General features: G+C 71.1%; 12 protein-coding genes and 1 riboswitch. Of the genes, 10 read left to right on the top strand and 2 right to left on the bottom strand.

Annotation, left to right across the window (positions count from 1 at the left end; translation table 11 throughout):
• The first annotated feature begins 5 nt into the window (after positions 1–5).
• The gene (locus ASD06_RS02805; RefSeq protein WP_056673074.1) at positions 6–686 is read left to right on the top strand and encodes a response regulator transcription factor; all 681 of its coding nucleotides are present in this window, start codon (positions 6–8) and stop codon (positions 684–686) included.
• Between the two features lie 8 nt (positions 687–694).
• Complete coding sequence (locus tag ASD06_RS02800; RefSeq protein WP_056672617.1) at positions 695–1,945, top strand: HAMP domain-containing sensor histidine kinase; 1,251 nt, start codon at positions 695–697, stop codon at positions 1,943–1,945.
• Here ASD06_RS02800 and ASD06_RS02795 read toward each other — a convergent pair.
• Positions 1,920–2,459 (bottom strand): GtrA family protein, encoded by a 540-nt coding sequence (locus ASD06_RS02795; RefSeq protein WP_056672615.1) that lies wholly within the window; start codon positions 2,457–2,459, stop codon positions 1,920–1,922. The two genes, ASD06_RS02800 and ASD06_RS02795, sit on opposite strands and share 26 nt — an antisense overlap.
• Before the next feature lie 134 nt (positions 2,460–2,593).
• Here ASD06_RS02795 and ASD06_RS02790 point away from each other — a divergent pair, with 134 nt between their 5' ends.
• From ASD06_RS02790 to galE, 3 genes are read left to right on the top strand one after another with little or no spacing between them, the layout of a single operon-like run.
• Positions 2,594–3,715 (top strand): 5-(carboxyamino)imidazole ribonucleotide synthase, encoded by a 1,122-nt coding sequence (locus ASD06_RS02790; protein ID WP_369853657.1) that lies wholly within the window; start codon positions 2,594–2,596, stop codon positions 3,713–3,715.
• Entirely contained in the window at positions 3,712–4,245 is a 534-nt protein-coding gene (gene purE, locus ASD06_RS02785; RefSeq protein ID WP_056672611.1) for a 5-(carboxyamino)imidazole ribonucleotide mutase, read from the top strand. Before ASD06_RS02790 ends, purE begins: the two co-directional genes overlap by 4 nt.
• A gap of 46 nt (positions 4,246–4,291) precedes the next feature.
• Positions 4,292–5,278 carry a UDP-glucose 4-epimerase GalE gene (gene galE / locus ASD06_RS02780; RefSeq protein WP_056672609.1) on the top strand — a complete coding sequence of 329 codons (987 nt, stop codon included), beginning with the start codon at positions 4,292–4,294 and terminating at the stop codon, positions 5,276–5,278.
• A gap of 28 nt (positions 5,279–5,306) precedes the next feature.
• Here the strand turns inward: galE and ASD06_RS02775 are convergent, their stop codons facing one another.
• A complete protein-coding gene (locus ASD06_RS02775) occupies positions 5,307–5,738 on the bottom strand; it encodes a CoA-binding protein (protein WP_056672607.1) in 432 nt (143 codons plus the stop codon).
• A 133-nt stretch (positions 5,739–5,871) separates the two neighbouring features.
• Between ASD06_RS02775 and ASD06_RS02770 the strand changes: the two genes are divergently transcribed.
• From ASD06_RS02770 to ASD06_RS02750, 5 genes are all read left to right on the top strand, one after another.
• On the top strand, positions 5,872–7,296 hold the full coding sequence (locus tag ASD06_RS02770) for an MBOAT family protein (protein WP_056672605.1): 1,425 nt from the start codon (positions 5,872–5,874) through the stop codon (positions 7,294–7,296).
• Between the two features lie 61 nt (positions 7,297–7,357).
• A complete protein-coding gene (locus ASD06_RS02765; RefSeq protein ID WP_056672603.1) occupies positions 7,358–8,530 on the top strand; it encodes a hypothetical protein in 1,173 nt (390 codons plus the stop codon).
• A gap of 20 nt (positions 8,531–8,550) precedes the next feature.
• A complete protein-coding gene (locus tag ASD06_RS02760; RefSeq protein WP_056672601.1) occupies positions 8,551–9,540 on the top strand; it encodes an LLM class F420-dependent oxidoreductase in 990 nt (329 codons plus the stop codon).
• Positions 9,541–9,560: 20 nt separating this feature from the next.
• On the top strand, positions 9,561–10,721 hold the full coding sequence (locus ASD06_RS02755) for an acyl-CoA dehydrogenase family protein (protein ID WP_056672599.1): 1,161 nt from the start codon (positions 9,561–9,563) through the stop codon (positions 10,719–10,721).
• 85 nt (positions 10,722–10,806) lie between these two features.
• Positions 10,807–11,045: riboswitch (cobalamin riboswitch) on the top strand.
• Positions 11,046–11,174: 129 nt separating this feature from the next.
• Positions 11,175–13,682 (top strand): ribonucleoside-diphosphate reductase subunit alpha, encoded by a 2,508-nt coding sequence (locus ASD06_RS02750; RefSeq protein WP_056673069.1) that lies wholly within the window; start codon positions 11,175–11,177, stop codon positions 13,680–13,682.
• The last annotated feature ends 26 nt before the right edge of the window (positions 13,683–13,708 follow it).

The following is a 13,708-nucleotide window of genomic DNA, read 5'->3' as shown; positions in this document are numbered from 1 at the left end:
CCGCCATGACTCGGGTGCTGCTCGCGGAGGACGACGCGTCCATCGCCGAACCACTGGCGCGCGCGCTGCGCCGGGAGGGGTACGACGTCGACGTGCGGTCCGACGGCCCCGGCGCGCTCGAGGGTGCGCTCGAAGGCGTCGACCTGGTCGTGCTCGACCTCGGGCTGCCCGGCATGGACGGCCTCGACGTGTGCCGCGAGCTGCGTTCCCAGGGCAGCGAGGTGCCGGTGCTGGTGCTCACCGCGCGGGCCGACGAGGTCGACACCGTCGTCGGCCTCGACGCCGGCGCTGACGACTACGTCACCAAGCCCTTCCGGCTCGCCGAGCTGCTCGCCCGGGCGCGGGCCCTGCTGCGCCGCGGCGGCCACGAGGCCGCCGACCCGCCCGTCGCCACCGGTCGCGTGCGGATCGACGCCGAGGCCCGTCAGGCCTTCCTCGACGACGATGAGCTGCAGCTCACCGCCAAGGAGTTCGACCTGCTGCGCGTGCTGGTGCGTGAGGCCGGCCGCGTCGTCCCCCGCGAGCAGCTGATGCGTGAGATCTGGGACGCCGACTGGTACGGCTCCACCAAGACGCTCGACATGCACGTGTCGTGGTTGCGCCGCAAGCTCGGTGACGAGGCGGGGCAGCCACGGTTCATCGCCACGGTGCGGGGGGTTGGCTTCCGCTTCGAGCGCGACGCCTAGGCGCTACGGTGCGCGCCCGGCTGCTCCGCTCGTCGCTGCTGGCAGTGGCAGTCGGCGTGCTGCTCGTCGGGCTGCCGCTGCTCGGCCTGGCCACGTGGGACACCACCCGCCAGGCCCGGCACGACCTCGAGCAGCGCGGCGACGACATCCTCCTGGTGCTGCAGACCCGGCCCGCGGCACCTCTCGAGGGCACGCGCGACCAGGTGCAGGCGGTGCTCAGCGGGGGACGGTACGGCTCTCAGCTGCGGGCCACCATCACGACCAGCGGGGGACGGCTGGTCGTCGGGCCGGCTCCTGATGGCGGCGTCCTGACGCGCACCCGATCGCAGGGCGGTGACGTCGTCACCGTGGCGGTGCCGCGCGCTGCAGTCACCGCGCAGGTGGCCCGCTGGGCGGTCGCCATCGTGCTGCTCTCGGTGGTCGCCTTCGCCCTCGCGGCGCTGACTGCGGTCGTGCAGGCCCGACGGCTGACCCGGCCGCTCGATGTCCTGGCCGACAACGCCGAGCGTCTCGGGCGTGGCGAGTCGCGCCTGCGCACCGTGCGCTCGGGCGTGCCCGAGCTCGACCGGGTGGCCGACGGGCTGGCGCGCAGCGCCGAGTCGATGGCCGCGGCGCTCGCGGCCGAACGCGACTTCGCCTCCGACGCCAGCCACCAGCTGCGCACGCCGCTCACCGCCCTGTCGATGCGGCTGGAGGAGATCTCGACCAGCTGCGACCTCGACGAGGTGCAGGAGGAGGCGCGCATCGCGCTCAACCAGGTCGAGCGGCTGACGCTCGTCGTCGACAGTCTCCTGGCGCGCTCGCGCCGCACCCGCCGCACCGCCATCGCGCCGATCGACCTGCAGCTGGTGCTCGAGGAGCAGATCGAGGAGTGGGAGCCGGCGTTCCGGGAGCGCCGGCGGCGCCTGGTGCTCGGGCCGCTCGAGCCCGTGCGCGTGATCGCGACGTCGGGGGCGCTGTCGCAGGTGCTGGCCACCTTGATCGAGAACAGCCTGCAGCACGGTGCCGGCACGGCGACCATCACGGCCCGCCGCACCGGGCGGTCGGTGGTCGTGGAGGTCACCGACGAGGGCGCCGGCGTGCCCGCTCACCTGGGGTCACGGGTGTTCGAGCGCACCGTGAGCTCCAGCGGCAGCACCGGCCTGGGGCTGGCGCTCGCGCGCGACCTCGCCGAGGCGGACGGCGGCCGGCTGGAGCTGGTGCGCGCGAGCCCGCCGGTGTTCGCGCTGTTCCTCAACGCTCCGGAGCAGTCGACGTGAGGTCGGCGCCGTTGTCGGGGCCGCCGTCCGGAACGACACCTTCATCGACGAGCTCGCGCCGGAAGACGAAGGTGCGGTAAGCCCAGAAGCGAAACAGCGTGCCCAGCACCAGGCCGACGCCGTTGGCCGAGATGTTGTCAGCACGCGCCGAGCGCAGATCGAGCCCGTAGTGGCTCACGGCGAGGCACCCGAGCGCGATGAGCATGCCGGCGATGTTGAACACCACGAACAGCGCGAGCTCGTGGCCGGCGTGGTTGCGCCGTCGGTGGCGGAAGGTCCAGACCCGGTTACCGACCCACGCGACGACGGTCGCAACGGACGCCGAGACCACCTTCGCCGACAGCGGCTTGCTCTCGAGCGGTCCGCCGTCGCCCAGGCCGAAGCGCAGCAGGTTGAACAGGCCGATGTCGACGACGAAGGCGAGGGCCCCGACGGCACCGAACTTCACCATCTCGCGCACCACGACGTCCATGGCCCCGCGCAGCCGACCGTAGAGCGAACGCGGCGAGGTCATGGCGTCAGGCTAGCTCCACACCATCTAGGCTGCGTGCCGTGGCGAACCCCACCGCAGACACCAGTCCTGACGTCGTCCGGCACCCCGGTGGCTTCCCCCTCGTCGGGGTCGTCGGTGCTGGCCAGCTCGCGCGCATGATGTACGCGCCGGCCGTGGCTCTGAGCATCGGCTTGCGCGTGCTGTCGGAGGCCGGGGACGCGAGCGCCGCCCTGGTCGCCGCGCAGGCTCCGGTGGGCGCGCACACCGACCTCGACGCCCTGCACCAGCTCGCGGCGGACTGCGACGTCGTGACGTTCGACCACGAGCACGTGCCCACCGAGCACCTGCACGCGCTGGAGGAAGCCGGGGCCGTCGTCCGGCCAGGGCCGGCTGCGCTCGTGCACGCGCAGGACAAGCTGGTCATGCGCCAGCGGCTGTCGGCGATCGGGGTGCCGTGCCCGCGCTGGGCGGCGGTGGGGTCGGCCGAGGAGCTCGAGGCGTTCGGCGCCGAGGTCGGATGGCCGCTGGTGCTCAAGACCCCGCGGGGCGGCTACGACGGCAAGGGCGTGCTGGTGGCGCACAGCCTGGACGACGCCGCCGACTGGCTCGGGCGGCTCGACGCGGGCGGCCACCTGCTGGCCGAGGAGAAGGTGGCGTTCCGCCGCGAGCTCGCGGTGCTCGTGGCCCGCAGCCCGATGGGGCAGGCCGCCGCCTGGCCGGTGGTGGAGACGGTGCAGGAGAACGGGATCTGCACGGAGGTGATCGCTCCCGCGCCCGAGCTGAGCGAAGACCTCGCGGCCGCGGCCACCGAGGCGGCGCTGCGGATCGCGGGTGAGCTCGGCGTCACCGGCGTCATGGCGGTCGAGCTCTTCGAGGTGGACGGCGGCGCCGACGTCGAGACGGATGGCGCGCAGTTCGTCGTCAACGAGCTCGCGATGCGGCCGCACAACAGCGGGCACTGGACCATCGACGGCTCGGTGACGAGCCAGTTCGAGCAGCACCTGCGCGCGGTGCTCGACCTACCGCTCGGAGACACGCGAGCGCGGGCCCGGTGGACCGTCATGGCCAACGTGCTCGGCGGCGACTACGACAACCTCTACTCGACGTACAAGCACGTGCTGGCGCACGACCCCGAGCTGAAGGTGCACCTGTACGGCAAGTCGGTGCGCCCGGGACGCAAGATCGGCCACGTCACGGTGTGCGGTGACGACCTCGACGACCTACGTGAGCGCGCACGGCACGCGGCCGACTACATCCAGGGAGTGGTGACGCAGTGAGCGAGACGGCGCAGGTCGGCGTGGTCATGGGCAGCGACTCGGACTGGCCGGTCATGGAGGCTGCCGCCGCGGTGCTCGAGGAGTTCGGCGTGCCGTACGAGGTCGACGTCGTCTCGGCGCACCGGATGCCGCGCGAGATGGTCGAGTACGGCGCGAACGCGGCCGAGCGTGGGCTGCGGGTCATCGTGGCCGGGGCCGGGGGAGCGGCGCACCTGCCGGGCATGCTCGCGTCGGTGACGCCGCTGCCGGTGATCGGGGTGCCGGTGCCGCTGCAGCACCTCGACGGCATGGACTCGCTGCTGTCGATCGTGCAGATGCCGGCGGGCGTGCCAGTGGCCACGGTGTCGGTGGGCGGGGCGCGCAACGCCGGGCTGCTCGCCGTTCGGATCCTGTCGGCCGGCTCGGACTCCGCCGCAGGCGCGCTGCGCGGCAAGATGGTGTCGTTCCAGGACGACCTCAACGCGCAGGCCAAGGCCAAGGGCGAGCGGCTGCGGTCGCGGCGTTCGGGGGGCGTCGGGTTCGGTCGCTGAACCGCGTGGATCGAGTGCAAGGGCGCGTCCCGGTAGGTTGGCGGCCATGACGTGGCTGGTGACGGGTGGGGCGGGGTACATCGGCGCGCACGTGGTGCGCGCCCTGCGCGAGGACGGCGTCGACGTCGTGGTGCTCGACGACCTGTCGACCGGTGACGCGTCGCGGATCGGCGACGTGCCGCTGGTGCAGGCATCGCTGCTCGATCGCGACGCGGTCGACCGCACGATCGTCGAGCACGACGTCCGCGGCGTCGTGCACATCGCGGCGAAGAAGCAGGTCGGGGAGTCGGTGGCCGACCCCTTCTACTACTACCGGCAGAACGTGCTGGGCCAGCTGGTGCTCATGGAGTCCATGCGCGACCACGGCGTCGGGCGGTTCGTCTTCTCGTCGTCGGCCGCGACGTACGGCGCGCCTGACACCGCGCTGGTGGAGGAGAAGTCGCACCTCGAGCCGGAGTCGCCGTACGGGCAGACCAAGGTCGTCGGCGAGTGGCTGGCGAAGGACGCCGAGGCCGCGTACGGCGTCCGGTCGGTGTGCCTGCGCTACTTCAACGTGGCCGGTGCAGCGACACCCGAGCTCGGCGACCCCGAAGCGCTCAACCTGATCCCGATGGTGTTCGAGCGGCTCACGCGCGGCGAGCGCCCGCAGATCTTCGGTGACGACTACCCGACGCCGGACGGCACGTGCATCCGCGACTACATCCACGTCGCCGACATCGCGACGGCGCACGTGTCGGCCGCGCGGTACCTGGAGGGGGAGGGCTCCTCGCTGGTGCTGAACATCGGGCGCGGCGAGGGCTCGTCGGTGCGCGAGGTGATCGACATGGTCGGTGAGGTCACTGGCCTCGACGTCACCGCGGACGTGGTCGCCCGGCGTCCCGGTGACCCACCGCGCACCGTCGCCTCGGCCGACGGCATCCGGCGCTGGCTGGGCTGGGAGGCGCAGTACGACCTGCGCGACATGGTGAGCTCGGCCTGGGACGGCTGGACGCTGCGGCACCCCGAGGCGCTCGACCTGCCCCGCCGTCCTTAGCTCCGTCCTTAGCTCCGTCTTCAGGCCGTCACACCAGCCGCGGGTACTCGATGCGCGGGCAGGTGTCCATGACGACGTCGAGCCCGGCGTCACGGGCTCGCGCGGCGGCGTCCTCGTCGACGACGCCGAGCTGCAGCCACACGGCACCGATGCCGAGCCGCTCGCGCTGGGCGATGGCCTCGTCGACCACCTCGCCGACCCGGCTGCTGTTGACGTAGCAGTCGACGACGGCGACCTGCTCGCCGTCGGGGATCTCGCTCAGGCTGCGGTAACCCGGCTCGTCGAACACGCCCTCGCCGCGTGGGTTCACCGGCACGATGCGCATGCCGAGCGTCGCGGCGACCCAGCCGCTGACGCTGTGAGCGGTGCGTGCGGTGTTGGCCGACAGCCCCACGACGGCCCACGTGGCGGGGGTCGTGAGCAGGCGGCGGACGACGTCGGCATCGTTCGTGTGGGTCATCCGGCCAGCGTAGGAGCCGCCCGGCACGTGGCTCTCGAAGGGTGCGACTTGACGGTCAGGGACCCACGATCGGTATGTTCCTCGCGGGCCGAGTGCCCCTCTCATCCGCGTGGAGGCTCCAGGGGGCAACGTCATGTCGTTCGCGACGCCCATGTTCTTGTGGGTGTTCCTTCCCGCGCTGCTGCTCACCTACTGGCTGCTGCCGGCCCGCTGGCGCGGCGGGGTGGTCTCCGCCGCGAGCATGCTGTTCTACACCTGGGGCGGCGGCCCGTTCATCGCCCTGCTCCTGGGCTGCATCGCGGTCAACTTCGTGGTCGGCATCGCCGTCGCGGCGCCCCAGCGCAGCCAGGCCTGGAGACGCCGGCTGCTCCTGTTGGCCGTCGGTTTCGACCTCGGCGTGCTGGCGGTGTGGAAGTACGCCGACTTCGCCTCGCGCCAGGTGCACGCGCTGGCCGACGTGCTGGGTGCGGGCTCGACGCCGGTCGTCAGCCTGGCGCTGCCCATCGGGATCTCGTTCTTCACCTTCCACCACATCTCCTACATCGTCGACGTCTACCGCGGCAGCAAGCCGGCGCAACGCAACCTGCTGCGGTTCGTGACGTACATCGCGATGTTCCCCCAGCTGATCGCCGGGCCGATCGTGCGCTACCACGAGATCTCCGACCAGCTCGACGACGTGCCTCGCCACCGGGTCGACGACTTCGTGGCCGGCTTTCCCCGGTTCGCCCTCGGCCTGGCGAAGAAGGTCGTGGTCGCCGACACCGTGGCGCCGATCGCGGACGCCGGCTTCGCGACGGGCGCGCCGTTGACGACGGCGACCGCCTGGGTGGCGGCGTTGGCGTACACGATGCAGATCTACTTCGACTTCTCCGGGTACTCCGACATGGCGATCGGGTTGGCCCGCATGCTGGGTTTCACCTTCCCGGAGAACTTCGCGCGGCCCTACTCAGCGGTGTCGATCACGGACTTCTGGCGGCGCTGGCACATGTCGCTCTCCCGCTGGTTCCGCGACTACGTCTACATCCCGCTCGGCGGCAACCGGCGCGGGGGAGCGCGGACGTACCTCAACCTCCTCGTCGTCTTCGTCCTCACCGGCTTCTGGCACGGTGCCGCGTGGACCTTCCTCGCGTGGGGCCTCTACCACGGCGCCTGGCTGGTCGTGGAGCGCGCTTCGGGCTACGGGCGCAGCGACTCGGCCCGGCTGGAGTGGCTGCGGCGCCCGGTCACCTTCGTCATCGTGGTGTTCGGCTGGGTGCTCTTCCGCGCCGACTCGATCGGCCAGGCCGCGGCCATGATGAAGGTGATGGTGGTGCCGGTCGGCGGGGGTCTGACCGACCGGGTGGCCGTGGCGCTCACCCACGAGCGCTCGGTCGTGCTGGCGCTGTCGCTGCTCGTGCTGCTCATGCCCCGAGACGTCGTGCTGGGCCGGCTCATCGACGCCGGCCGCGGCGCGAGGGCTACGGCCCTGCGGCTGGCGAGCAGCTGGGTGGCGGCGCCGCTCGCCGGCATGCTCGTCGCCGTCGGCTCGCTGAGCCCGTTCCTGTACTTCCAGTTCTGAGAGGCGTCCTGTGGCAACCCCCGAGCCCCCGCTCGACCGACGTTCCCGGCCTCGACGCCCCGTGGGCCGCGCGAAGGCGGTCATCGCGGTCGCGGCCTTCGGCTTCGTCCTGGCGCCGGTGGTGGCCTTCGCGCTGGGAGGTCGCGCGACCGAGCTGGAGAACCGCGAGCTGGCGCCGCCGCCGTCGGCGTCCGACGGGTGGAAGGTCTTCGACCGCGCCTCCGAGTACACCACCGACCACCTGCCGCTGCGGCCCGCGGCGGTGCGGGCCAACGAGGAGCTCACCCGCGAGGTCTTCCGGCAGCCGCCCGACGTCGCGACCATCACCACGGCCGACGGCACGCAGTACCCCCGCGTCGTCGTCGGCGAGGACGGCTGGCTCTACTACGGCGGGGACTTCCTCAACCCCTGCACCGCTCGTGGCCCGGTGAAGGCACCGATCGACCAGCTGCGCCGGTTCACCGCACTGCTGCGGGCCAGTGGGCGCCACGTGGCGGTCGTGGTGGTTCCCGACAAGAGCGATGTCGCGGTGGAGCACCTGCCGCACCGGTACATCGGGCGAGTCTGCGCCGCCGAGCGACGCCGCGCGTTCTGGCAGGCCTACGACGCAGTGGACGACCCCGGCTTCGTCGACCTGCGCGCGCCGCTGCGTCACGCGCAGCGGGAGCCGGGCGGCACCTACCTGCGCTCCGACTCGCACTGGACGGCGCTCGGCCAGGTCATCTACGCCCGAGAAGTGCTGCAGACGATCGCCCCGGGAGTCTGGGACCCCGAGGCGGTGCACCAGCGGGGCACCTTCCGAAAGCGGGGTGACCTGGGGCCGTTCGTCCAGGCCGAGCGCGTCGACGTCGTGCCCGGCTACGTCATCGAGCGGCCAGCGGTGCGCCTGGACGCCGAGGCGTTCCCGTCGTCCAAGCACCTGAGCCCGCGGCTGCGGGCCACCGCCAGGCCGGAATCCACCGGTGACCCGTCGAGGCTCGTCCCCGGCCGCACGGTGCTGATCGGGGACTCGTTCACCTACAACTCGGTGCCTGGCTGGCAGCCGTGGTTCAGCGACATCACCCCGTACCACCGTGAGCGGTCGTCGCGGGCGCAGATGGTGCGGGCGGTCGCCGGCGCCGACACCGTGGTGCTCGAGGTGGTGGAGCGCGACGCGGTGGCCGGGCGGTTGATGCCGGGCTGGGGCAGCTTCCTGAAGAACCTGCAGTCGGCGCTCGCTGAGCAGAAGAAGTAGCGCCCGCCTAGGCTGCGGCCATGCGCTTCGGACTCTTCATCCCCCAGGGCTGGCGGCTCGACCTCGTCGGCATCGACCCGGCCCAGCAGTGGGACGCCATGCGAGGGCTGGTGCAGCGCGCCGACGCCGGCGACGTCTGGGAGTCGGTCTGGGTCTACGACCACTTCCACACGGTGCCGGTGCCCACGGACGAGGCGACGCACGAGGCGTGGACGCTCATGGCCGCGTTCGCCGCCGTGACCTCCCGCGTCCGGCTGGGGCAGATGTGCACCTGCATGAGCTACCGCGACCCGATGTACCTCGCGAAGGTCGCCGCCACCGTCGACGCCGTCAGCGGCGGACGCACCGAGATGGGCATCGGCGCAGGCTGGTACGAGCACGAGTGGCGCGCCTACGGGTACGGCTTCCCGCGCGCCGGCGAGCGCATCGCCCGACTCGACGAGGGCGTCCAGATCATGCGCCAGGCCTGGACCCAGGGCACGGCCACCCTGAAGGGCGAGCACTACCAGGTGGACGGCGCCATCTGCCGCCCGCTGCCCCTGCAGGACGGCGGCATCCCACTGTGGATCGCCGGCGGGGGAGAGAAGAAGACGCTGCGGATCGCGGCGCAGTACGCGCAGTACACCAACTTCGACGGCGCACTCGACGGCTTCACGCACAAGTCGCAGGTGCTCGCCGAGCACTGCCGCGACGTGGGCAGGGACTTCGACTCGATCACCCGCAGTGCCAACTACAACGTGGTGATCGGGCGCGACGAGGCCGAGGTCGAGGAGCGGTTCGCGTGGATCGAGGAGCACTACCGGCCTGTGCTGGGCGACGACGGCGCGCGCAAGCGCGCGGCGGAGTTCCGAGATGGTCCGGCCGTCGGCACGCCGGAGCAGATCGTCGAGACGCTGCGCGAGCTGAAGGACGCCGGCCTGACCTACGCGATCACGTACTTCGCCGACGCGGCCTACGACACCTCGGGCATCGAGCTGTTCGAGACCGAGGTCGTGCCCGCGTTGAGGTGACCGGTCGGTAACATCGTCTCGTGAGCGACTTCGACCTGTACCGGCTGAGCGACGACCACGAGGCCCTGCGAGAGGCGGTGCGGGCCGTCGTCGACGCGAAGGTCGCGCCCCACGCGGCCGAGGTCGACGAGAAGAGCGCCTTCCCGCAGGAGGCGTACGACGCCCTGCGCGCCGCCGACTTCCACGCACCGCACATCCCCGAGGAGTACGGCGGTGCGGGCGCCGATGCCCTCGCCACCTGCCTGGTGATCGAGGAGGTCGCCCGCGGCTGCGCGTCGTCGTCCCTGATCCCGGCGGTCAACAAGCTCGGCACGATGCCGCTGCTGCTGGCCGCGAGCGACGAGATCAAGCAGCGCTACCTGCCCCCGGTGGCCACGGGCGAGGCGATGTTCAGCTACGGCCTGTCCGAACGCGAGGCCGGCAGCGACACCGCCAGCATGCGGTGCAAGGCCGTCGAGGACGGCGACTCCTTCGTGCTGAACGGCCAGAAGTCGTGGATCACCAACGCCGGGATCAGCGAGTACTACACGGTCATGGCGGTCACCGACCCCGACGCTCCGCGCGGCCGTGGCGTCACCGCCTTCGTCGTCGAGAAGACCGACGAGGGGTTCACGTTCGGTGAGCCTGAGCGCAAGCTCGGTATCAAGGGCAGCCCGACGCGCGAGCTGCACTTCGACAACTGCCGCATCCCGGCCGACCGCATGGTGGGCGAGCGCGGCGAGGGCCTGAAGATCGCGCTGCGCACGCTCGACCACACGCGCGTCACCATCGGCGCCCAGGCGGTCGGCATCGCGCAGGGGGCGCTCGACGCGGCCCTCGCCTACGTCAAGGAGCGCCAGCAGTTCGGCAGGGCGATCGCCGAGTTCCAGGGCGTCCAGTTCATGCTCGCCGACATGGCGATGAAGCTCGAGGCCGCCCGTCAGATGGTGTACGTCGCGGCCGCCAAGAGCGAGCGCTCGGACGCCGACCTGTCGTTCTTCGGCGCCGCCGCCAAGTGCTACGCCTCGGACGTCGCCATGGAGGTCACCACCGACGCCGTCCAGCTGCTCGGCGGCGCGGGCTACGTCAAGGACTTCCCGCTCGAGCGGATGATGCGCGACGCCAAGATCACCCAGATCTACGAGGGCACCAACCAGATCCAGCGCATCGTGATGGCCCGCCAGCTCCTGGCCGGCCGATAAGGGCAGCCGCGCTCACGCGCCCCTGAGCCGCGCAGCCGACACGCCCACCACATCTGGGTGTCGGATCGTCGTGACACCGCCAGATATGGTGTTACCTGCAGCTGGTTCGGCCGCCCATNGGTCGTCGCAAGAGGGAACCCGGTGCGAGTCCGGGACTGCCCCGCAGCGGTGAGTGGGAACGAACGCCGTCACCAAGCACTGGACGCGAAGCGTCTGGGAAGCGACGGCCAGTAGGCGAGCTCGCCGCACCGATCGGCCACGGCCGAATCGGTGCGGCTCTCCGGCCCACGAGTCCGAAGACCTGCCAGCGCACCGCACGGGACGCCCCGTGCGGTGGTCCGCGGCCTCGTGGGAAGGCCAGGGGACACTGTGACCGCGCCCCTGGCGTGCCCTCACCGGCCCCTGCCCGCTCCTGCCGTCGTGGACCTCACCACGACGAGCGAGGAGTCAGCCGTGAGTGTCAGCGTGACCAAGCGGGACGGCAGCCGCGAGCCGTACGACGCGGATCGGATCAACCGGGCCATCGAACGGGTCACCGACGACCTGGCCGACGGCATGGCGATCACCATGCAGATCGCGTCCGAGCTGGGGATCACCCTCTTCGACGGGATCACCACCGAGCAGCTGGACCAGGCAGCCATCCAGGTCGCCGTGCAGAACGTCAAGGACGACCCGCAGTTCGACACGGTCGCGGCCCGGCTGCTGCTCAAGACCATCTACAAGCGGGTGCTCGGCACCTACGAGACCCAGACCGAGCTCGCGCTGCTTCACCGGGCGCGCTTTCCCGGCTTCATCCGCGACGCGGTCGACGACGGCGTGCTCGACCCGCGCCTGGCCGAGCGCTTCGACCTCGAGCGCCTGGCGGCCGAGCTCGACCACACGCAGGACGAGCTGCTGCGCTACATCGGCATCGTGACGTTGCGGAACCGCTACTTCGTGACTGGACCGGGCCGCCGTGAGCTCGAGGTGCCCCAGTACTTCTGGATGCGCGTCGCGATGGGCATCGCGCTGGACGAGGACGACGCCACCGACGTGGCGATCCGCTTCTACCGCAAGATGTCTCGGCTGGAGTACCTCGCGGCCGGCTCGACCCTGGTGAACGCCGGCACCGTCAACCCGCAGCTCTCCAACTGCTTCGTGATGCAGATGGAGGACGACATCGACCACATCGCCAAGAGCGTGCGCGACGTCATGTGGCTGACCAAGGGCACCGGCGGGATCGGGCTGTCCGTCACCAAGCTGCGCGCCGAGGGCTCGCCGATCCGCAGCAACCACACGACCTCGACCGGCCCGATCCCCTTCATGCACACCATCGACTCGACCCTGCGTGCGGTGTCGCGCGGCGGCAAGAAGTTCGGTGCGCTCTGCTTCTACATGGAGAACTGGCACCTGGACTTCCCCCAGTTCCTCGACCTGCGGCAGAACTCCGGCGACCCCTACCGGCGCACCCGCACCGCCAACACGGCGGTGTGGATCTCCGACGAGTTCATGAAGCGCGTGGCGGACGACGAGGCGTGGTACCTCTTCGACCCCCTGGAGACGCCGGACCTGGTCGAGCTGGTCGGTGCGCAGTTCAGCGCCCGGTACCGGGAGTACGTCGCGCTGGCAGAGGCCGGCGGCCTGCGAGCCTTCAAGAAGGTCCGCGCACGCGAGCAGCTCACGGCGATCCTGGTGTCGCTGCAGACGACGTCGCACCCGTGGCTGACGTGGAAGGACACGATCAACACTCGAGCGCTGAACGACAACACGGGCACGATCCACCTGTCCAACCTGTGCACCGAGATCACCCTGCCGCAGGACAGGGACAACGTCTCCGTCTGCAACCTCGCGTCGATCAACCTCGCCCGCCACCTCGTCGACGGGTCGAACGGCCCGCAGATCGACTGGCCCCGGCTGGAGGAAAGCGCTCGGCTCGCGGTCCGCCAGCTCGACGACCTGATCGACATCACGCGGTCGTCCGTGCCGGAGTCCGAGCACTCCAACGACCAGAACCGGGCCATCGGCCTGGGGCTCATGGGCTTCACCGACGTTGTCGAGCGCCTCGGCCTGAGCTACGAGAGCGAGCCGGCGTACGAGCTCATCGACCGCGTGACGGAGTTCATCAGCTACCACGCGATCGATGCCAGCGCCGACCTGGCGGCCTCGCGTGGTGCGTACGCCAACTTCAGCGGCTCACGCTGGTCAAAGGGTCTCGTGCCCTTCGACACCCTTGACGAGCTGGCCCGTGACCGGAGCGTGCCGGTAGACGTCGACCGCACCGCCCGCCTGGACTGGGACATGTTGCGGGCCAAGGTGTCTCAGGGCATGCGGAACGCGACCCTCATGGCCATCGCGCCCACTGCGTCCATCGGGCTCGTGGCCGGGACCACGCCCGGCCTCGACCCGCAGTTCTCCCAGCTGTTCAGCCGGGCCACCAGCTCGGGCAAGTTCCTGGAGGTCAACCGCAACCTGGTGCGCGCGCTGCAGGAGCGGGGACTGTGGGAGCAGGTGCGCGAGGAGCTGCTGCGCTCACAGGGCGACATCCAAGGCATCGAGGCCATCCCCGCTGATCTGCGGGCGGTCTACCGCACCTCCTTCCAGCTGTCTCCCTACGCCTTCCTGGAGGTGGCGGCCCGCGCCCAGAAGTGGATCGACCAGGCCATCAGCCGCAACATGTACCTGGAGACGAGGGACGTCGGCGACATGGCTGACATCTACTCGGCCGCCTGGCGCAAGGGCGTCAAGACCACGTACTACCTGCACATGAAGCCGCGGCACACCGCCGAGCAGTCCACCGTCAAGGTGAACAAGGCCGTGGCCAGTGGCCGGGCCGCCGGGTTCGGGTTCGCCACCACCCGCTCCGCGCTGACGGAACCCGCAGCCGTTGCGCCGGTCGAGACAGCGCTGATCGCCGCGCTCGAGGACGACGCGACCTGCCCGGTCGACCCGCAGGAGCGCCTGCAGTGCGAGGCCTGCCAGTAGGCCCGACCCTCGCCTCTCACCCCTGA

This window comes from Angustibacter sp. Root456 (assembly GCF_001426435.1).
Taxonomy (GTDB): Bacteria; Actinomycetota; Actinomycetes; order Actinomycetales; family Angustibacteraceae; genus Angustibacter.
This window is presented reverse-complemented; position numbering and strand designations above follow the sequence as displayed.